At 36.7% G+C, this 21,189-nt stretch carries 23 protein-coding genes and 1 other annotated feature; of the genes, 7 read left to right on the forward strand and 16 right to left on the reverse strand.

Annotated features, from left to right (window positions below; translation table 11 throughout):
* Positions 1 to 48 precede the first annotated feature (48 nt).
* The 6 genes from sspI to NYE61_RS04085 all read left to right on the forward strand — a co-directional run bounded on the left by sspI (position 49) and on the right by NYE61_RS04085 (position 6,044).
* Entirely contained in the window at positions 49 to 276 is a 228-nt protein-coding gene (sspI, locus tag NYE61_RS04060; protein ID WP_118889061.1) for a small acid-soluble spore protein SspI, read from the forward strand.
* Positions 277 to 673: 397 nt separating this feature from the next.
* Positions 674 to 2,257 (forward strand): DUF6583 family protein, encoded by a 1,584-nt coding sequence (locus NYE61_RS04065; RefSeq protein ID WP_303447392.1) that lies wholly within the window; start codon positions 674 to 676, stop codon positions 2,255 to 2,257.
* Positions 2,258 to 2,361: 104 nt separating this feature from the next.
* Positions 2,362 to 3,540 (forward strand): ABC transporter permease, encoded by a 1,179-nt coding sequence (locus tag NYE61_RS04070; protein WP_303447458.1) that lies wholly within the window; start codon positions 2,362 to 2,364, stop codon positions 3,538 to 3,540.
* Positions 3,537 to 4,670, forward strand: a complete 1,134-nt coding sequence (locus NYE61_RS04075) for an ABC transporter permease (RefSeq protein ID WP_303447394.1) — start codon at positions 3,537 to 3,539, stop codon at positions 4,668 to 4,670. The genes NYE61_RS04070 and NYE61_RS04075 overlap by 4 nt, the downstream gene beginning before the upstream one ends.
* Entirely contained in the window at positions 4,663 to 5,334 is a 672-nt protein-coding gene (locus NYE61_RS04080; protein WP_303447395.1) for an ABC transporter ATP-binding protein, read from the forward strand. The genes NYE61_RS04075 and NYE61_RS04080 overlap by 8 nt, the downstream gene beginning before the upstream one ends.
* Positions 5,335 to 5,399: 65 nt before the next feature.
* Complete coding sequence (locus NYE61_RS04085) at positions 5,400 to 6,044, forward strand: lytic transglycosylase domain-containing protein (RefSeq protein WP_303447396.1); 645 nt, start codon at positions 5,400 to 5,402, stop codon at positions 6,042 to 6,044.
* Positions 6,045 to 6,245: 201 nt separating this feature from the next.
* Here NYE61_RS04085 and NYE61_RS04090 read toward each other — a convergent pair whose 3' ends face one another.
* From NYE61_RS04090 to dut, 7 genes are all read right to left on the reverse strand, one after another.
* The gene (locus NYE61_RS04090) at positions 6,246 to 6,440 is read right to left on the reverse strand and encodes a hypothetical protein (RefSeq protein ID WP_095307273.1); all 195 of its coding nucleotides are present in this window, start codon (positions 6,438 to 6,440) and stop codon (positions 6,246 to 6,248) included.
* A 294-nt stretch (positions 6,441 to 6,734) separates the two neighbouring features.
* Positions 6,735 to 7,688 (reverse strand): calcium/sodium antiporter, encoded by a 954-nt coding sequence (locus NYE61_RS04095; RefSeq protein WP_303447397.1) that lies wholly within the window; start codon positions 7,686 to 7,688, stop codon positions 6,735 to 6,737.
* A gap of 299 nt (positions 7,689 to 7,987) precedes the next feature.
* Entirely contained in the window at positions 7,988 to 8,167 is a 180-nt protein-coding gene (locus tag NYE61_RS04100; protein WP_095307275.1) for a hypothetical protein, read from the reverse strand.
* Between the two features lie 98 nt (positions 8,168 to 8,265).
* On the reverse strand, positions 8,266 to 8,814 hold the full coding sequence (locus NYE61_RS04105) for a hypothetical protein (RefSeq protein WP_303447399.1): 549 nt from the start codon (positions 8,812 to 8,814) through the stop codon (positions 8,266 to 8,268).
* Between the two features lie 220 nt (positions 8,815 to 9,034).
* A complete protein-coding gene (locus NYE61_RS04110; RefSeq protein ID WP_303447400.1) occupies positions 9,035 to 10,018 on the reverse strand; it encodes a ring-cleaving dioxygenase in 984 nt (327 codons plus the stop codon).
* A gap of 209 nt (positions 10,019 to 10,227) precedes the next feature.
* The gene (locus tag NYE61_RS04115) at positions 10,228 to 11,313 is read right to left on the reverse strand and encodes a M42 family metallopeptidase (protein ID WP_303447401.1); all 1,086 of its coding nucleotides are present in this window, start codon (positions 11,311 to 11,313) and stop codon (positions 10,228 to 10,230) included.
* A 169-nt stretch (positions 11,314 to 11,482) separates the two neighbouring features.
* On the reverse strand, positions 11,483 to 11,920 hold the full coding sequence (gene dut / locus NYE61_RS04120) for a dUTP diphosphatase (protein ID WP_303447402.1): 438 nt from the start codon (positions 11,918 to 11,920) through the stop codon (positions 11,483 to 11,485).
* 244 nt (positions 11,921 to 12,164) lie between these two features.
* On the opposite strand from dut, the gene NYE61_RS04125 reads away from it, so the two are divergent.
* Positions 12,165 to 12,560: a sigma-w pathway protein ysdB gene (locus NYE61_RS04125; RefSeq protein WP_095307282.1), complete on the forward strand. Its 396-nt coding sequence runs from the start codon at positions 12,165 to 12,167 to the stop codon at positions 12,558 to 12,560.
* Between the two features lie 63 nt (positions 12,561 to 12,623).
* Here NYE61_RS04125 and NYE61_RS04130 read toward each other — a convergent pair whose 3' ends face one another.
* The 9 genes from NYE61_RS04130 to NYE61_RS04170 form a co-directional block, all read right to left on the reverse strand.
* Positions 12,624 to 13,223 (reverse strand): VTT domain-containing protein, encoded by a 600-nt coding sequence (locus tag NYE61_RS04130; protein WP_095307283.1) that lies wholly within the window; start codon positions 13,221 to 13,223, stop codon positions 12,624 to 12,626.
* A gap of 93 nt (positions 13,224 to 13,316) precedes the next feature.
* A complete protein-coding gene (locus NYE61_RS04135) occupies positions 13,317 to 13,595 on the reverse strand; it encodes a DUF1294 domain-containing protein (protein WP_095307284.1) in 279 nt (92 codons plus the stop codon).
* Positions 13,596 to 13,696: 101 nt separating this feature from the next.
* Entirely contained in the window at positions 13,697 to 14,053 is a 357-nt protein-coding gene (gene rplT, locus NYE61_RS04140) for a 50S ribosomal protein L20 (RefSeq protein ID WP_095307286.1), read from the reverse strand.
* Positions 14,054 to 14,117: 64 nt separating this feature from the next.
* Complete coding sequence (gene rpmI, locus NYE61_RS04145; protein WP_095307287.1) at positions 14,118 to 14,312, reverse strand: 50S ribosomal protein L35; 195 nt, start codon at positions 14,310 to 14,312, stop codon at positions 14,118 to 14,120.
* Positions 14,313 to 14,389: 77 nt separating this feature from the next.
* Positions 14,390 to 14,893 (reverse strand): translation initiation factor IF-3, encoded by a 504-nt coding sequence (gene infC / locus NYE61_RS04150; RefSeq protein ID WP_118889054.1) that lies wholly within the window; start codon positions 14,891 to 14,893, stop codon positions 14,390 to 14,392.
* A 64-nt stretch (positions 14,894 to 14,957) separates the two neighbouring features.
* Positions 14,958 to 15,086 (reverse strand) — a sequence feature (ribosomal protein L20 leader region).
* A gap of 157 nt (positions 15,087 to 15,243) precedes the next feature.
* Positions 15,244 to 17,187: a threonine--tRNA ligase gene (thrS, locus tag NYE61_RS04155; protein ID WP_303447403.1), complete on the reverse strand. Its 1,944-nt coding sequence runs from the start codon at positions 17,185 to 17,187 to the stop codon at positions 15,244 to 15,246.
* Positions 17,188 to 17,637: 450 nt separating this feature from the next.
* Positions 17,638 to 18,486 carry a putative sporulation protein YtxC gene (ytxC, locus tag NYE61_RS04160; RefSeq protein ID WP_095307292.1) on the reverse strand — a complete coding sequence of 283 codons (849 nt, stop codon included), beginning with the start codon at positions 18,484 to 18,486 and terminating at the stop codon, positions 17,638 to 17,640.
* 206 nt (positions 18,487 to 18,692) lie between these two features.
* Positions 18,693 to 19,619, reverse strand: coding sequence for a primosomal protein DnaI (dnaI, locus tag NYE61_RS04165; RefSeq protein ID WP_303447404.1), 927 nt, complete (start codon positions 19,617 to 19,619; stop codon positions 18,693 to 18,695).
* Positions 19,620 to 19,645: 26 nt separating this feature from the next.
* Complete coding sequence (locus NYE61_RS04170; RefSeq protein WP_303447405.1) at positions 19,646 to 20,986, reverse strand: DnaD domain protein; 1,341 nt, start codon at positions 20,984 to 20,986, stop codon at positions 19,646 to 19,648.
* Positions 20,987 to 21,189 lie beyond the last annotated feature (203 nt).

A 21,189-nucleotide genomic window follows, 5' to 3' on the forward strand; every position in this document is an offset into this window, starting at 1 on the left:
ATACGTTGGTCAAACTATCCATAATTTGAAAAGTGGAGGAGTGTCTATATGGATTTAAATTTACGAAAAGCAATTCTGTCTAATATCGCAACCAACGATCAGCAGCAACTGGAGTCAACGATTGTTGACGCTATACAAAACGGTGAAGAAAAAATGCTTCCCGGTCTTGGTGTGCTATTTGAATTAATTTGGAATCAATCGGAAGAGCAAGATAAAAAAGAAATGGTTGATGCATTAGAACAAGGTGTTAAAGCCGCGACACAAAATTTACAATAAGAAACTATTCGGAGGAGGTTGTCAATCACCTCCCCCTCCCTTATAAAATCCATCATATTCCCTTGAACATCCTCAACTGTGACTTTTTCTTTAAACTGTAAAATCAAATAAAAATAAGTATTTTTACCTAACCAGTGGTAAGATTCCTATAATTACTTCTTGTTTCACAGATTGTTTTTTACTTTTTATACCATTTCAATAAGTTGAATTACCTACTAAATTATCTTGAATTTAAAACGATCAAAAGCCTTTTGGATTACGATGTTTCGTATTTTTTTTAGCACCATTTGACTAGTTTGTTTTTAAATGATATAAAAAGTTGAAACAGTTTGTTATTATATGTTTCAGAGATTCATAATAAACTAAGTAAGAGGAAGGAAAAGAAAGGGGTAAGTTTGTGGAAGGTACAACGAATGAACAGCAGAAAAAAGGAATTTCCAAAGGGTTAATTGCACTTATTGTCGGTATTGTCGTATTAGCCGGAGGAACAGCCTTAGCATTTATGCTAATTAAGGATTCTCCGAAAAATGCATATTTTCTAGCTGAAAAAGATACGTGGGAATACATGGTGGAACGAGCGGAGGAACGTTATCAACCGGAATTTGACTGGTATGAAAAAACGCAAACTGACAAAACTGCTTCATCACTTGAATTAACTGCTGAATACAATGATCCAGCAGCAGGAAGCATGGGATACGGCATGGATCCTGCAACATTAATCAACAACTCTAGTATAAAGCTTGATTCTCAAACCGATATGGAAAACAAACAAGTTTATACTGGGATTTCAGCTAATATCGCTGGGATGGAGATAAATGATCTTCAAGTTTTTGTAACAGATGAGAAAGTTATGGTTGGGGTGCCTTTCTTAGAAGAAGTTTTACAATTAAATGATCAAGATTTTGGTCCACTCCTTCATGAAGTAGATCCAGCAACATTTACTGGTGAAGAAACACTTGGGTTAGATACGCTGTTTGAAAGTGCAGGAGAAATCTTCCCTGAAGAATACAAAACACATATAGAAGATGAATACTTTAAATTGATTTATGATGAATTGCCAGATGACGCATTTACAAGCAGCGATGAAACGGTAGAAGTTAATGGCGAATCTATTAATTCCGAAAAAATTGAGTTACACCTTACTGAGCAGCAATTTAAGGACATCTTAACTACTGTATTGGATAAGATGGAAAAGGATGATAAACTAAAAGAAATCATCAAGGAACAAATGGTTGCCCAGCAGTTTGGCGGTATCTATATGGAAGATGAATTGGATACATTTACTGAAGATTTTGAAGCTAGTATCACAGAAGCAAAAGATGGTATAGAAGAATTGCAGATTCCAGATGGATTAACATCATCACTATGGATTGCTGACAATAAGATTGTCCAACGTGAATTCGTTCTTGAAATGGGAACGAATGCTGAGGAACTAGCGAAAATTTCTATTACTGGTTCACAATTGTTAACAGATGAAAATCAATTCTTTGATTATGACGTTGCATTCTCAGATGCATACGAAGAAGGAACAATGAATATTACAGGTGATTTGAACTGGAAGGGTAACGAAGCTACAGATTCTATCAATCTAACAGTTGAAGATTTTGTTCTATCCTATGACGGAACAGAAACACTTGCAGATGGTACACGTGAATTTAATCGTGTGTTCACTGTTGAAGATCCTGCTAGCGGCGGCGGAAGCTTGTATTGGACAGGAAATGCAACATATGAAGCTGATAAAATGAATGCAGCACATCAAATTTCTTTAGAGACTCCAGACTTAAGTCAAGATATGTTCACATTAAATATGAATACAGAAGGCCAAACAATTGATTCTGTTGAAACATTGAGTGATGATAATGTGAAGGATTTAGGTAGCATGTCTACTACAGAACTACAGGAATACTTTGAAAACGATGTAGCACCAAGCTTCCAGCAATGGCTGTTCGGCCTTATGTCTAGTGGCGGAATGGGATTCTAATTAGTTCTAACGGCTTTTAAACTACCTTTAATTTATAAACACGAAACGAGCGTGCCACAATGCATTACATGAGACACATACAATTATTTATAAAAAATCATTTAATGCAGCTAAGGAGGAAGTGGTCATCACTTCCTCTTCTTTTCATGTTTCCGGTTATTATTGTCGGGTTAGCTGCTGCAATTATAATTACATATTTTATACCTTCAGAGAATGAAACCGTTCAAGTTGGCTTAGTCAATTTAGATGAAAATGAACAAACTGAGCTGATCGTCCAGCTTATCGAACATTCTTCCCAACTTGGATCATTTATAGAAATACATAGTATGACTGAAAATGAAGCTAAAACAGCCATAGAAAATAATGAAATCAGTGCTTACATTACGTTTCCGGATAATTTCACAAGCCATCTAATGCAAGGGCAATCAGTGGAGATTCCTGTAACCGGAAATGCAAAGCAACATGCAGAAAGCCTTATGGTAAACGAGCTTATTGAAAGTGTTTCCCGTCACATACGTGCCTCACAAGCAAATATTCTTGCAATTAATTCCTATGCACGGGAATTCAATATGGATGATGAAGAGCGAAATGATTTTGTTTTCGAGCAATTTAAGGAGTTTTTATTCTATACAGTTGGACGTGACCGCGTTTTAATGGAACGAGAAATCACAAACCTAGCAACGTCGTCTCCCATTCAATATTTCACTGTCGGGAGCTGGTTTATTCTTGTTTCGATTTGGCTCTTAGCCATTTATATTTTTTTTACAAAAGAAAATCCAACACGTCTAAAAAATCGGATGCGACTTTATGGTGTACTCGAAATTCAGCAGACAATCGCAAAATTGTTTATTACCATCATCGTTACAGCATCCTTTGCTGGGCTATCTTTTATCGCTTTAGAAACTATCTTGGTGGAAACCGTTATTCTGGAGGATTACATTCGAATTACGTTACTCACATTGTTATATAGTGGAATTTTCGTGCAATGTCTTGCTATTATCGAATCACTTACCCAGTCACATAAGCTTCGATTACTCGTACAATCCGTATTCACGTTTGTGTCCATTATCATAAGCGGTGCGATTATTCCAGTTATTTACTATCCATTGTGGATTCAAAATCTGCTGCCCTATTTATTTTCATATGAAGCTTTAAGCTGGATACAAGATATTTTATTAAACAACCGACTCTATGCAGATTATATTCCCCTCCTTCTAATGAACGCTGCTGCAGCATTCATATTGACTAGTATTTCAATTTGGAAGGAGCGTGTTGCCATATGATGTCAATCATCCATACTCGATTGATGCACTGGAAGAAACACTGGATTTCCCATCTATTTTGGTTTCTCCTTCCAATACTTGCGACTGTTTGTATGATACAAATTACAAATGTAGTACAGGAGGATAGTAAAATCCCGATTGGTATGGTAGTTAAAGAAGATAGCGAGCTTGCAAATTCATTACTTGAAACAATGAAATCTTCCCCTCTTCTACGCGTCTATGAATTGAGCGAATCAGAAGCGCGCAGTCAGATCGAAAGTCATGAATTGGATAGTGCATTTATAATAGAAGACGGATATGAAGCAAAGATTTTACGCGGCAGTCGTAATCGCCTTATAACGAGCTATCAATCCAACCTTTCTTTTGCCTATACACCAATTCGAGAAATGCTTATTTCCTATGTGCAGCAGGACACGGGAAAAGTGAAAGCAGCTCATACCATTACCGATTTGCAAGAAAGGTTACAACCTGAAGCAATGGTTTCTTTTGATGAAATTATTGCGAAAACAAATGAAATTCAAGCACAGGAAAATTTACTTGCCACGACATTTTCTTTTTATAATGATGAAGGCGTAGGAATGAAGAATGACATCTCCATTTTAAATACATGGGGACTGTGGGCGATTTTCAGCATCTTATCCACGCTTTTATTGACCGATTGGCTGATTAAAGAGCGGCGTCCAGGACTTATGCCGCGTTTTGCTTTTATGCGTTTTACGTATAAAAATTATGCAATCCAAAATCTTGGATTTTATGTAATAGCTTTCTTGTTATTTGACGGTTTAAGTATCGTTGTTTTTAAACAATTGCTCAGTGAAAGTATCGATTTCAACCTGATTGGCGCAATTATTTCATTTAGAATTCTTATCAGTACAAGTGCTTTTTTACTAGCATTACTGTTTAAAAACAGCTACTTCTATTACAGTGTTTCATTTATTCTAGTCTTATTCTTAATTATTTTAAGCGGGGCTATACTTCCTATCGATGGACTGACAAAACGTTTTCCCTGGTTGTTAGATGTTAACCCGATTCAACCGTTCTTGGATCAAACATTCTGGAATCCATGGCTTTTAGTCCCCCTTGCCCTAGTTAGTATCTGGATTGCAAAAGGAGAGAAATTAAATGCTTGAAGTACAATCGATTACAAAATCCTATGGAAAAAAACTAATTTTAAACCAAATCTCCTTTTCCGTGCAGCCCGGTGAAATTATTGGTCTTGTTGGAGAAAATGGCGCGGGTAAGTCTACGTTATTAAACATTCTGGCTACCCTAGCAAGTCCTACAAACGGTAATATTGTACTTTATGAAAAGTCATACCGTGAAAAACGAAAAGAGGTACGTAAGCAGATTGGTTATGTTCCTCAGGATATTGCAATTTGGGAAGAGTTTTCCGTCGAAGAAAACATGGTCTTTTTTGAAAAGCTTTCATGGAAAAGAAGGTCGAAACAAGAATTACAACAGCTTTGTCTGGATATGGAGCTGGATAAATGGAAAGAACCTGTTAAAACGTTATCCGGTGGAATGAAACGGAAGCTGAACATGGCGATTAGTTTAATCCATGATCCCGACCTGTTGCTTCTTGATGAGCCAACCGTTGGCATCGATTTGAAATCCAGAAAGGAAATTGGTAATCACCTGAAAAATCTCGCGATAAAGGAAAATAAAATGATTATGTATACTTCTCATGATATGGATGAGATCAGCACGCTTTGTGATAGCATTATTTGTATTGGAGAAGATCCATTTTATAAGAATCTGCTTAAGGAAGCAAATAAACAAATTGTCACATTTTAGTATTGCTAAACCTGTCCACTAATCGTAAAATAATAGATAGAAGGATTGGAAAGGAGTGATTCCCGATGGAAATACGAGATTTACAGCAAATGATACAATATCAAGCACTATCGATTATGTCAGGTAATTCTGCTGCAACGTTATCAGAACCCAGCCAAACGTCGGCGATACCCTTTCAACAGTTATTATTAGAGAAAATAAATCAAGCGCAACGACTGAATAGCATACCTACAGATTATCGAAACAACATGCCATATAATATATACAATGCAAAACCAGATATTAGTTATAACGTTGTGGCTGCTGCACCAAACTATAGTGATCAGCCAGGTCCTACGAATTATCAAGCGCATATAACCGAAGCAGCACAAAAATATGGGGTTGATGAAAACCTGATCCACGCTGTTATTAAGCATGAGTCTAATTACAATGCGATGGCAAAAAGTTCTGCTGGCGCGCAAGGATTGATGCAGCTCATGCCAGGAACAGCAGCAGGCTTAGGTGTAACGAATTCCTATGACGCACGCCAGAACATTGATGGTGGTACAAAGTATTTAAGCCAAATGCTTACACGTTATAACGGAAACATTGAACTTGCTTTAGCAGCTTATAATGCTGGTCCAGGAAATGTAGAAAAATATCAAGGTATTCCACCGTTTAATGAAACACAAAATTACGTTCGAAAAGTTATGGGGAGTTATCTTGCTTAGATTTATTTTAAAGGAAATTCCGATGATTTGGAGTTTCCTTTTTTATGTTGCCGAGAATCGGTTTGTATTATGGGGAGATGCTTTCGAGTACAAACCTTCCCTGTAGAGCAAGCATTTCAAATGGTAGTTGGGTGGCCATTCTTTAAGAACGCTCATAGCTCCTCCTATTAGTGTAAGTTAACACTTATAAGAAATGAGTAGTTATGGTGTAGAACTTGTGAGGTACGATAACATGTAGGTTATTGCTGCTAGAATTAAAAAAGCAGAAAACAATAACCCTTTTTGAAACTTGGTCCAATTCTTCGTCCAACTCCAACGTTTTCCTTCCCTATCCAACCAAAAGTAATCGAAGACCACTGCTATTACAATAATTAAGAAAACTAATAATTTATCCAAGGGCTTTCTCTCCTTTGAATATCACTATACTATCTAAAAAGCCTAATCAACACTATAGATTTCCTCTTGTGTCGGTGTCGTATTCAACTCTTCTGCCCACTAGTAAGATAACTCCTTTTGTAATAATAGCATACTATTCAAACAATAACCCTCGAAGAAAAAAGCGACTGTTCTAATATTCGCTTCGTTTAACTTTTGCGTCCGTTTGTATTATATAAGTATATTATCCGGGTAAGCTAACAATCTTGCATGTATATCAAGAACTACGCCTATAAAAAATGAACGGCTATTTCATTAATTCCGTAATATAATATACACTAAGTAAATAATGTAGGCGGCGACAAGCACTAATCCTTCCCGCTTTCCAACTTTGAAGCTGGTTCTTGAGAATACCAATAATATAATAGTCAGTGCAATCATAAGAATGACATCAATAAACATTTTATCATTTGCCGCTAATGGAGAGATAGAAGCCGAGGCACCAAGCACAAATAAGATATTAAAAATATTACTCCCGACAATATTGCCGAGTGCGATTTCACTTTCTTTTTTCAGTGCTGCAGAGACGGAAGTAACAAGTTCAGGAAGGGATGTTCCAATTGCAATAATCGTTAACCCCACCAATGTTTCACTCATGCCAAGAGAGTAAGCAATTTCTGTACCGTTAGCTACTACCAGATCCCCTCCAAATATAATTGCAGCCAACCCTAATATGGTAATTAATATATTTTTACCCCAGCTGATCTCCTCAGTGACTGGTTCGTCTGCTGTATCTTTTCGGCTTTTAAGTCCAATTTCAATTACATAGTACATAAAGATGGATAAGAACAATAAAAAGATAAATCCATCATTGCGTGTCAGCAAGTTGCTACCCGATCCTTGCAATGCAATATCACTCATAAGAATTAGCAATGCCGCACTTGCGAGTAAGGTAAATGGGATTTCTTTTCTAATAGTCTCATTTTCAACTCTCAAAGGATATAAGAAAGCTGCCACGCCAGCAACAAGGGTAATGTTAAAAATATTGCTTCCAACTACGTTCCCCAGTGCAACATCTGCATTTCCTTCCAGTGCTGCAATAATACTGACAGTTGCTTCCGGTGAACTGGTTCCAAAAGCCACAATGGTTAAGCCGATTAAAATAGACGGAACCCGTAACAGTTTAGCAATATTGGAAGATCCGTCAACAAAAAGGTCAGCACCTTTTATCAACAATGCAAAGCCAATAATTAATAAAATATAAGCCATATATTTGTTCTCCCTATCTCGTTCAGTTTGTATTTTTTCTAATTACTATAAATACATACCCTATTATTACGGAATTAAAAATGATAATGTAAAACTACTTCTAAAAGGACGCACTAATTCAGGGGCACAGGCTATTGCAGTACAATCTTTTCTGATGTTAGCTGGTATAGTGGAACGGCGTCAATACCTTGATTATTACTTCTATTTTTTTAAAAATAAATCGGATTAGCCCATAACCAAATTGCTACACCAGCAAAAACCAAGTCTTGCTTCACTCTTGCACCCGTTAGTGAAACAATCTATTCGATATCATCTATATGGTTTCCCTCCTCATCGATTTGGAAACTACCTCCACCAAAACTCCAACCTCTATTTTCAACAAATTCAATAAACGCATCTAAAAATTCTTCTTGTGTTAAATCGTCACTGTTATTTGCATAAATACTGCCCTCTATCTGAACTCTAATTGGTCTCTTCAATTCTAATCCCTCCAAGAACAAATTTAATTACTTTATATAAATAATACTTAATCAAAATCAAAATCAAAACCAAATACGGTATGACAGATAGTATTGACCTAATATTTTACAATTGTTGTGACACCATATTGAGTTAAGTAATTTTTGTAACTTAATTCCTCTACCCATCTTTTAGGGTTTAACTGATATTTTCCATTTTTATTTTGATAAGTGAAACTTCCAACATTAATTATAATCGGTTCAGTCTCTTCTAATAACTTTCTCTTGTAGTATTCGAAGGCGTGTTGATCTGGAATATCTATAAGTTCCAAAACATCTCCTTCTTCCATATACTTTTCAAGATATAATAAAAACAATTTATTATTTGCACCAGATATCTCATAAATGTAAGGCATTGTAAAAAGTCCTACTACAGATTGCTCCCATACAGAATTATCTACTTCATTCACCGATAGACTTACCCAATCTTCCATTTTTTCAAAAATAGTCTGATTATTATAATCTTGAATTTCATCTGGTATTATAAAAGGTTTGGATGACGCTAAAAATGTAATTCCAGACATTTCTTTATTACCTCCAATAACTACTGTAAAAAATATATTTCCATGTTCAACTCTTCTCTCCGTTAATTTAAGTAGATTTTTCACACACCTCCATACATCATTCCTATATAAATTCAGTTTACATTAAACTACTTATTTAAGAAAATCCTTTAAAAGATTTACTAAATGCTCGTTTTCTAATAAAAAATGCTAAGTTGAACAGGAATTTTTGTTAATCTTTACAATTCATTATCAGCTATACTGACTTTAAAAATTATAAATTAGATCGTAAAAAGCACGGCTGCATCACAGCCGTGCTCAACTCTTATTCATATTCTTTTTCAATTTGAATAGTGCTTCTCACTGTATCAATTGGACGCACCATTTTTTCAATCTGTTCACGTTTCTTCTCAAGGAATGGCGGCAATGATAATTTTTCACCAAGTGTTTCATATGGCTCATCGCCCATGAATCCAGGTCCCTTTGTTGCAAATTCAAATAAAATTTGTGGTGCAACACGAGCATAAAGCGATCCAAAGAAGAAACGGTCAACAAAGCCTGACGTCTGGAAGCCAAATCCCTGCATGCGTTTGTTCCATTCATCGAGTTCAGCGCGATCTTCTACTGCGAAGGCAGCGTGGTGTACTGTACCATAGCCTTGACGAGCAACCGGAAGCACGGTATTATGTTCAACAACTACTTGTGCTCCATTTCCACCCTCTCCAACTTCAAATAGATGAAAATCTTTCTCTTGTGCAATTTCTTTAAACCCGAATACTTTTTCAAGCACCTCTTTAAAATAATCAAATTGAGCAATTCGGACAAAAATTGGTCCTAATCCGGTAATTGCATACTCTAATGGAATTGGCCCATTTTTCCAAGGAGTACCTGAAGCAATCCCTGCATTATGTTCATCAGAAATTAACTGGTAGTGCTGTTCATCAAAATCAATAAATGATAATGTCTTTTTACCGAATTGTTCTTTAATACCTGTGTGCTTCACTTCTAAACGATCGAAACGTTTTACCCAATATTCTAATGCTGCATAACTCGGCACGCGGAAGGATGTTTTAGCTATCTCATTTGTTCCATGAACTCCTTTTGGTATTCCCGGAAAATCAAAGAACGTCATATCTGTTCCAGCATTTCCTTCATCATCTGCGAAGAATAAATGATAGGTTTGAATGTCATCCTGGTTAACTGTCTTTTTAACAAGACGCATTCCTAATGTAAAAGTAAAAAATTCATAGTTCTTTTCCGCACTGCTTGTAATGGCAGTAACATGGTGCATCCCTTGTAACTGGTTCATTTATAATTCCTCCATGTAGTTAAGAATATATCGTAATTAAAACATCTTTAATTCAATATAAATATAACATGTACATTTCTTACTGTCAATAGTTACAAATTATAACTAACGAGTAATTTGCTAATAAAAAACCCGGAACCTGGCTTAAATCTGCCTGTTCCGAGTTTACAAAAGTCAAAAAGCATGTGTATATAAAAAAGTCCATCTATTTATGCTAATGCAAGCTCTCTAACCGTGGTTGCATCTAATTTCTTAATCACTTCCACAATTAATTTTACTGCGTTTTCGAAGTCATCTCGATGTAAAATGCCAGCATGGGAATGAATATAACGTGTTGCAATCGTAATAGATAGGGATGGTACTCCGTGTCCTGTTAAATGAATGGATCCGGAATCGGTGCCCCCACCTGCCATCGATGTAAATTGATATGGAATATTCTTCTCATCAGCAGTTTTCACAACAAGATCACGCAAGCCTTTATGGGATACCATGGAAGCATCATATAAGACAATTTGTGGACCCTTTCCGAGTTTACTATCTGCATCACTCTCTTTAATTCCAGGAGTATCTCCGGCAATTCCTACATCAACACCAAAGCCGATATCGGGTTGAATTGCATGAGCTGAAGTCTTTGCTCCACGTAAGCCTACCTCTTCCTGAATCGTACCTACACCATAGACAACATTCGGATGTTCTTCATCTTTTAATCGCTTCAATACTTCGATGGCAATTGCAAGTCCAATTCGATTGTCCCATGCTTTTGCAAGCAATAATTTTTCATTTTTCATTGGTGTAAATTCAAAATAAGGTACAACCGAATCGCCTGGCTTCACACCAAATTCTGTTACTTCCTCTTTGCTGGATGCCCCAATATCAATAAACATATCTTTAATTTCGTATGGCTTCTTACGTGCTTCTGCACTTAGAATATGCGGAGGTTTTGAGCCGATAACACCTGTTATATCTCCTTTACTTCCCATAATGGTAACACGCTGTGCTAGCATAACTTGATTCCACCAGCCTCCAACCGTTTGAAAGTAAACGAAACCATTATCATCAACGCGCGTAACCATAAAGCCAATTTCATCCAAGTGACCCGCAACCATAATTTTCGGGCCATCCGCTTTGCCAACTTTTTTAGCAATCGAGCTTCCAAGATTATCTACTGTTACCTCATCAGCAAGTGGACGAATATAGGATTCAAATACGTCCCTTACTTCTTTTTCATTACCCGGAATGCCATTTGCATCCGTTAAGGCTTTAAGCATGGTTAGCGTTTCATCTAACTTGGTCATATGTAAAAAAACCTCCCGTGTTTAGTTTATGTACTACTCATTATACGCTTCATAAAGAAAACCACAAACCTGAATACGTTTTATCTACTTCTACTAATGTATCTCTTTTTTAAAAAAGTATGTATCAAACGAACAACGTCAAATAGGGGTATCTTTATTAGCTTTACTTTTATACACCAGAAGAACCAAAACCTCCGCTGTCTCGATCAGAGCTAGATAATGCATCCTCCTCTTGAACTAGTTTTACTTTTAGGACCGGAGCAATAACCATCTGAGCTATTCTCATTTGTTTTTCTACTTTAAAATCTTCTTTTCCATGGTTAATTAAAATAATCTTGATTTCTCCTCGATATCCTTCATCAATTGTTCCTGGGCTATTCAATACCGTGATAGCATGTTTTAAAGCTAACCCACTTCTCGGTCTAACCTGTGCTTCTGTCCCCTTCGGCAATTCCATCTGGATTCCTGTACGTATTAATGCAGTTTCTCCAGCTTTGATAATTTCTTCCTCTATTGAAAATAAATCTAAGCCCGCATCGCCTTCATTCGCGCGGTATGGCATTTTCGCATCTTCATGGATTAGCTTAATTTTTAATGTATGTGTCATTTCTATCCCCCATTTTATTCATATTTTATGCCAGTCAATTATATATAACGTGTTATGTTATTTCATATATGTATACTGGTAAGATCTTTTAAAGAAGAAAGTCCTGATTCAAGCTAGATTTAGTACGCTTCCATATTGTATCATGTTTTTTTAAAATAAGTGAAACCTATCTCGACCTTAGTTCGTATGAACATCTAAAAGGCTTTTTATGTTTCTAAAAGTAAAAACAGGGAGACGATGTGACATGGTTGTAGTTCTTTTATTCCGCGTTTTAATTGTAATTGCCTTAGTTCTCCTCGTCTATACGTGGATTCAATATATTCGTAATCCTGAAAGAAGGGTGCGGATCGCTAAGGAATCCAATGACTTCTTTTTCCACGATGATACGTATGATAACAAGAGAAACTTGCAGCTTGTTTATAAAGGCTGCCTATTTGATGGTGAAAAATATCTTGGAACAACAGAAGATTCTTTTGAAGTAGTTGATATCCATATTACTGTACGGGATCCAATCGAGCTACGTGGTTTTACAAGAGATGATTTATATTTTTTAGAGAAAGAAATCCTGATTCATTATCCATATGCAAAAATCACGTGGAAACATCCAATCAATGAATTAATTTTGACACCGATTGAATAAAGTGAAACTTCATTCATTGGGGTTATTACAGATCGTTTATGCATGGCAAAAAAAATCACTCACCTATATTTTAATAGATGAGTGATTTTCATGTTCGGATATCGGGAAGAAATCCTGCCATTTAATAATAATTTCTTTGCTCCTTAAAATATACAGCAGTGGTAATAAGGTTACTAAAAATACGAAGAGATGAAGTGGAGTTAGGTTGGACAACCAACCACCGATAAAGGTATAAATCGCTGCTAAAGGAATATTGGATAATAAGGATGATTTCATATACCCTTTGAAACTTGAGGAAACCTCAATAAGGCAAAGTGACAACAGATGGAAATGGATAAACGGTATGAGCCGAAGTAAGGTAACCTGTGACGTGTTCAATTCTCCATGCTTTCCCAATAGCTTCTGTTTGACACGAATTAGCCGATCTAATGATTTCGGCATGCGGTCAATCATTAGATAGAAAAACATGCTAGATAACGTAATGCCTATAATGGAGTAAACGGTACCTGCCATCGGGCCAAATAATACACCACCAGAGATACAAATAAATACGACTGGCAGGAAAAACAATGGCCGAAGTAAATGGAATAAAATAAAGAAAAGCGGTGCGAATAAACCTCCCATCTCAACAAAAGCCAGTACGTAGTTCCCAAATAACTCCATAAACAACCTCCTTGGTCTTGCACCAACCTGAAACCAAATCATGCCCGGCACCATCCCCGCTTACAGTACATGTATATGACAAGAGACGAGCCTTTATGACATAAAGAAGAAAATATAGATACAGCAAACGATATTCACAATGAATAAAATTGGCATACCAATCATAAAGGAGCGATGCTTTGTTTTATGACGGAATAATTTCATACCGATATATGTTCCAAGTGCGCTACCAAGAATAGCCAATGCCCAAAACGTTCGCTCTGGAATGCGATATTGCTTTTTCATCGCCTTTCGTTTATCAATATACATTAGGATAAAGCCTATGATATTGACACTAATTAGATACATAATAAACGAGCTATGTTCTTCCATTCTCGTTCCTCCTTGATATTCGAGTTTTTGTCTATGTATTCTGTTATAAAGAGAAAAAGGCCAAATCCAAGCATAATTCGGATTTGGCCCCTTTAATATCATTATTTTAAAGCGTCTTTTGCTTGACTTACTAATTGTGCGAATGCTTTTTCATCATTAATAGCAAGCTCTGACAACATTTTACGGTTTACTTCAATTCCTGCTAATTTAAGACCGTGCATTAATTTGCTGTAAGAAATATCATTCAAACGAGCAGCAGCATTAATACGTGCGATCCATAATTTACGGAAATCACGTTTTTTCTGTCTGCGGTCACGATAAGCGTATTGACCTGATTTCATTACTTGTTGTTTTGCAACTCTAAATAAAGTACTCTTTGCTCCATAATAACCTTTAGCTAATTTAAGGACGCGTTTACGACGTCTGCGTGTTACTGTTCCACCTTTTACACGTGGCATAATAATTCCCTCCTAGTACAATTGTAAAACAATATATATTCAATCGTTTCGTTTATTTTTTAACTTATTTAGGTATCATTGCTTTGATACGTTTGAAATCTCCTGAAGAAACCACTGCACTTTTACGCAATTTACGCTTCTGTTTTTGAGATTTGTTTGCAAACATATGGCTTGTATATGCATGAGATCTTTTTAATTTTCCAGAACCTGTACGTTTGAAACGTTTCGCTGTTCCGCTATGAGTTTTCATTTTAGGCATAATAATTTCCTCCTTGAATTGGTTCAAGCACCTCAGCTTAAAAAGATTTTAACTTGAACACTTTACTATAAGCTAGATTATTTTTCAGCTAATGGCGCAACCATCATGAACATGTTACGACCTTCCATTTTCGGTTTCGTTTCAATTGTAGCAATATCTTTAACTTCCTCTGCAAAGCGATCTAACACTTCACGACCAAGTTCTTTATGCGTAATTGCACGCCCACGAAAACGAACTGCTGCTTTCACTTTGTCCCCTTTTTCCAAGAATTTACGAGCATTTTTCAACTTTGTTTCAAAGTCATGATCTCCGATTCCTGGAGTAAAGCGAACTTCTTTAATATTAATTACTTTTTGTTTCTTACGTGCTTCTTTTTCTTTCTTCTGTTGCTCAAATCGATATTTCCCGTAGTCCATGATACGACACACTGGTGGTTTTGCGTTTGGAGCAACAAGTACTAAGTCGAGATTGCGTGTTTGTGCAATTTCCAATGCTTCCTGACGTGTTTTAACTCCCAGCTGATCACCATTTGAATCGATAAGTCGTACTTCTCTCGCACGAATCTTCTCATTGACGTTCATATCCTTGCTAATAGCCAGCCACCTCCAAATATTTTTGTTACTGATCTATCTTGACAAGATTTTATGCATGAAAAAAGTGTGGGCACTTCATGCACCCACACGTCTCCAATAACTTTATAAAAAAGAGTTCGGAACCCGTCAACTACCATAACGGCGTCAATCAGGTGAGAAGCGGGTGCTTCTACTTGTCTTAAGATCATTCAATTTATCAACTTTGTTAGTGTATCATTATCTATCATTTATGTCAACTTTTTTTGAAGATACACATTTTCTATTAATTCTAGTATAGCATAGTGCAGGTACAATACAAAGAAATAGGTTTTCTACAGAACTTTTACGCTGAAAATACCTTACTTTCTTAATTTTTTCTCTGCAATCTCCTCTTTAATAAGTGCTTCAAAATCATCGTATGCAAGTGACTCTGTTTTTTGTTCTCCATAACGGCGATAGCTCACAGCATTTCCTTCAACTTCTTTATCGCCTAATACGAGGGCAAATGGAACTTTTTGTGTCTGTGCTTCGCGGATTTTATAGCCGATTTTCTCATCGCGTTCATCCAATTCGACTCGTACACCTTGTAATCTAAGTTTGTCTACAATATCTTTTGCATAATCAAGATGTACTTGTGGAGAAACTGGGATAACCTTCACTTGAACAGGAGCAAGCCAAGTTGGGAATGCACCTTTATATTCCTCAATTAAGAATGCAACAAAACGTTCCATTGTAGAAACAACACCACGGTGGATAACGACTGGACGATGTTCTTTTCCATCTTCCCCAATATAAGTTAAATCAAAACGTTCTGGTAAGTGGAAGTCCAATTGAACCGTTGATAGTGTTTCATCTTTTCCAAGAGCAGTTTTTACCTGGATATCAAGCTTCGGACCATAGAACGCTGCTTCACCTTCTGCTTCCACATATTCAAGGTTCATATCATCCATTGTTTCTTTTAAAGTTGCTTGTGCTTTTTCCCACATTTCATCATTATCGATATATTTCTCTTTATCTTCCGGATCGCGATAAGAAAGTCGGAAATAGTAATTATCAATACCAAAGTCCTTGTATACTTTTTGAACTAATTCAACAACGCGGACAAATTCATCTTTCAACTGATCTGGACGGGCAAAAATATGCGCATCATTCAACGTCATTCCACGAACACGCTGAAGCCCTGCAAGTGCTCCACTCATTTCGTGACGATGCATTGTACCAAGCTCTGCAATACGAACAGGAAGTTGTCGGTAGCTCCATAAATTATTTTTAAATACCATCATATGATGCGGACAATTCATCGGACGAAGAATTAACGTTTCATTGTCCATCTCCATTGGCGGGAAAATATCATCCTGATAATGATCCCAGTGTCCACTTGTTTCATATAATGTTTTACTTCCCAGTACTGGAGTGTAGACATGATCATATCCTAAACGCTCCTCCAGATCAACAATATAACGCTCTATGTTGCGACGGATAGTTGCTCCTTTTGGTAACCATAATGGTAATCCTTGACCAACCTTTTGTGATACCGTAAATAAGTCGAGTTCTTTTCCTAATTTACGATGATCACGTTCTTTTCGCTCTTCTAAAATACGTAAGTGTTCTTCAAGCTCTTTTGGCTTTTCAAATGCAGTTCCATAGATACGTTGCAATTGTTTGTTGTTACTATCTCCACGCCAATAAGCTCCAGAGATGCTTAGTAATTTAAATGCCTTGATTTTACTCGTAGATGGGACATGAATTCCGCGACATAGGTCAAAAAATTCACCCTGCTCGTAAATGGTTACTTGCTCACCTTCAGGAATCGCATCAATTAATTCTAGCTTTAGGTCATCACCGATAGCTTGGAATCGAACTTGGGCTTCATTACGTGATACCTCTACGCGCTTAATTTCTAAATTTTCATCGATGATACGCTTCATTTCTTTTTCAATCTTCGGAAGATCTTCTGGAGTTAAGGTATGTTCCATATCAATATCATAGTAGAATCCTTCTTCGATGACAGGACCTACACCTAACTTCACATCTTTATAAAGTCGTTTCACAGCTTGTGCCAGCAAATGCGCAGCTGAATGACGCATCACTTCGATGCCTTCTTCATCTTTGTACGTAATGATTTCAAGCTTCCCGCCAGATTCTAGTCCACGGCGTAAGTCTACAAGCTCACCATCCAGTTTAATTGCTAATGCTTGTTTCTTTAACCCTGATGAAATGGATGCTGCGATTTCTTCCCCTGTTGTGCTTTGCGGAAAGCTCTTTTCAGCTCCATCGGGAAATGTAATGATAATTTCTGCCAATTGAAACACTCCTTTTCCTCGTTTAAACCTATAAATTTGAATGATACGAATAATTTAGCTGCCAAAACAGCCACGTCCACTCTAGCACCCAGCAACTAAAGGAACTTCCGCTTTTTGGATACAAATTAAAAAACACCCATCCCTCTGCACTTAATGCAAAGGGACGAGTGTTGGATACATCGTGGTTCCACCCTAATTCCCGTAATTTAATTACGGCTTCATTCATTCTTTAACGCAGAAGCTACGCTGTCAATTACTTTTAGGTTCACTGACAGAGTTCAAAGGTGGTAATTATTTGTTTGTATAGAGGAAGCTTCCAGCCTTTGACTTCCTTCTCTTCATAGCTATACGAATGCAAATAATCATGTCCTTCTCAATACTTTTCATTCATTCCAATTGTATAATGTGTATTATAGCTTTACATTCGAGGAAAATCAAGTACTAGATAAATCATTTATTCAAATAATAAGGAAAAGGAAAATTGCTAATTGGTTCGAAATCCACTTTTTCTTGGAAAACATTAATTACCGTTAATGTTTTCGGTTCTGCAGGATCATCGCCATAAATTTTTAGCTTTTCAGGTGCCATTGCAATTAGTGGCGCAAGATTAAATTCATTGTCATGCAGGCCAACAATATAGAGTGGCTCCTGTTTCATTAAAACCCGTAGCTCTATGTTTGTCATCTGCTTCCCATTTTGTTTAAAAAAGGCAAAGTCACTTCCTTGTAATATATGAATAACTGGTAAACCTGGTTCTTTCTTCTCCACATATGCCCGAAGCATGTCCACAAACGCTTGATGGTCTTCTTCTCGCCTGAATTCATCAATTGCTAAGCCAACAAAATAAATAAGTTTATCCTTAAATGGTTTCAAACGGAAATTCACGATGGAATCAAAGTGAATAACAAAACTCTCTTTTAAGCTTTCAGTAAATAAAGACTTTAAAAATGCATGATGATTTTTGTTCTCTCGAAGCCGCTTACTTTCTTCATCCTCACCAGTTATAATCCAATAGGTCAGATCATGAATTCGCTCGATCTCTTCATTGTTCGTATAATAGTAGTGCTCCTGAATAATTCGATTTACCATTGTACGTAACCGGTGAGTCATAAACACATTTGCCATTGTATCTGTAATGGCATCCATCAATTCCTTTGTAGCTACATGCTCCTTAAACTGCAGATGATTCCCCCACTTATCATCTGTTTTCCAATTCAACTCAATTTGTTTATGACTGCGAAATAAATGTTCACAAAAGCTAATTACTTCTTTGTCTGATTCAAAATATACCTCCAGCAATCAATATCACCCTCATCCACGACCAAACTGTTACATTATATGGACAAACAATTGAAAAAATGAATAAAGTGCGAAATTTAAAACAGGAATATTTTAAATCATACAGATTACTGGCTTGATAACAGGTCTTATTTTAACTTGGAGTGTTAGTTGCTAGAGATATTCTCTTGAAAAACAAAAAGCCCGAGGGTTTATTTCCTCAGACTTTATAAGCGCCGATTTGGCCCATCCATTTTCACAGGTTTACTCACCTGTCTAATACGTTCTATAATTCTGCCGGCTTTTACCGATTCTACTCCACTTTTGGTTGTGGCTAACTGTAATTCCAATTGTTCGAGGTCATAATTCGACGTAAAGAATACAGGTAGTCGCTCCATCATACGGTATTGAAGAACCGAACCGAGAATTTCATCACGGAACCAAGCCGATTGCAGCTCTGCACCTATATCATCGAGCATCAGCACATCTGCTTTCTTAAAATAATCAATTTTCTCGTTTGTCGAGTCATCTTTAAAAGAAGCTTTTATTTCTCGAACAAATTCTGGCATGTAGATAAGTGTTGACGATAAACCAAGCTTTTTCAATTCATTGGCGAGTGCACCTAATAAATATGTTTTTCCTACACCAAACTGACCGTGAAAATATAGACCTTTGCTTGGAAGCTTTGTTTTTGCTTGATCTAGAAAGTCAAGCAACTCTGCAATAGCCTCAATTCTACTCTCATCATTGATAATATCTACCATTGAAGCTTGAAGTATTTCTTTAGGAACATGCAAACTTTGAATCAATTTTTGCTGTTCCCGTTCCTTCTCATACATAACCCTGCTATGACACTTTTCATAAGATAGTCTAATTTCATCTTTTTCCACATGTAAAATTGGCGAATAGCCAGGAACCATATTTTTACATGATCCATATGAAGCACATTGGTCACACTGTTTTGATTGTGTTGTATATTCATAAAGTTTAATAAGGCTTTTATTAATCTCTTCTTGTGACAGATTGGGATGAAGGGAGAGAAACTCCTTGATTTCAGGGTCATTCAGTACTTCATTTCTTATTTTGACATAATTATCTTTAAAGCTTTCATTCTTTTGCATCCATGCCTTTAATGTGGATTGTATTGGTTTCAATGCCATCATCCTAACACTACATAAATTTAATTTCCATTGGAGTATTGTCTAAGTCGGGCAGCAATTCGCTTCTGTTCTTCTGTCATCACGACGTTTTGATTTGCTGCTGGTTGTGTTTCTTGCTTATGCTTTCTATCTTTAAACCAATCTGGTATTACTTCCTTCGAAACCGGCTTTTTGTTATAAGCAGTTTTACGTTTTACAGCATTTTGGAAGCTTGCTTGCTCCTTCTTCGCAAAAACCATTGCCTCTTTAGCAGTTTGAATATTCGCTCGCGACCAGTGGCTAGCAATTTTTTCAAGGTATGCCTTTGATAATTTCATGTTCGTCTGTAGCAGTACATAATGAATGAGTACATTCATTACAGGACCAGGCAGACCCTGAGTTGTCATAACATCACGAATAGCTTTCATATCCTGTTCAGAGGCATGATTTCCATTCGATAAATCTTCTAAAAGCTGTTTTGGTGACATCGTCTCTAATCTTTCGACGAGGATTTCCTCTTTGGTTTTCGGTTTATCCGAAATCTGCTTTGTTTCTGAGACGTCAACTTTTTTGGCAAGTCGGATTGGTTTTTGGTGATTTTTTGCCTTAAACAAATCATGACAAGCTGTTTTAAATTCTTCTGTATCCAATCGATTTTCATCGTTTAGCGCCCAAAGTAAAGACTTGTCTATTTCATGCGTATCTAATTCGTATAAAACCATCATTTGCGAAATCAAACGACGATTTTCCGTGGTTAATACTTTTGCATGAGGAACCATTCGTTGTTTCAGCATTTGTTCAATCCAAGTAAAATCAGTTGTTTCCGTATCTTCCTTAGGTTCTGCTCCCCTATTATCATCCACTTCTAATATTTCTGCAGATGGCGTAAAGGTTTGAAATACTTCACTAAAGGCAGCTGTAATATTTACACCATATCCTGGTGTTGTTTGCCTTCCATAATAGTTTTTCAACAGCTCGAATTTTTGATCACCTAAATGATGATACAGTAGCTGAGAAAGCATCGCATCTTTAAAAAAATTACTTGGCGCAAATGGGCTCTGTAATTCATATGTATATAAATCACTTGACTCCCAATTTTGCTTATAGGTTTTCAGCAAACCTATCCCCTCTAGTTTCAATCGAGCTTGAAAGATTTCATCTAAAGGAAGGTCCAAGTAATTCATTAACGTATGATGTGTCTGTGGAGCTTGTTCCTGATTTAAATCGATGTCATGCAAAAGGGTTTGGTACAGTGCTATCGCCTTTATACCAAGCAATGGCTGATACAGATGGGTCAATGATTTGGCATAGTCTACCGGCAACGTTTCTTTTTGTGATACGATATAGCCGTCCACCGGCAAGATTTGTCCAATAAAATTCATGTTTCACACACCTCTATACTTACAAATAAGTAACTTACAAATAACTGTTCAAAAAGGAGGATGAAAAGGACCGAGAAGTTCGAGGCGGCGACGCTTTGAGTACCGGGCTTCCACAGGATGTCGTGACTTCGACGTTCGACACAGGACCTGTCGTACTTAGTCGAAGATCTACTGATCTCGATGTGTCATTTTCACCGGACTTT

Origin of the sequence: Oceanobacillus sp. FSL W7-1304 (assembly GCF_037969805.1) — a bacterium.
Taxonomy (GTDB): Bacteria; Bacillota; Bacilli; order Bacillales; family Amphibacillaceae; genus Oceanobacillus; species Oceanobacillus profundus.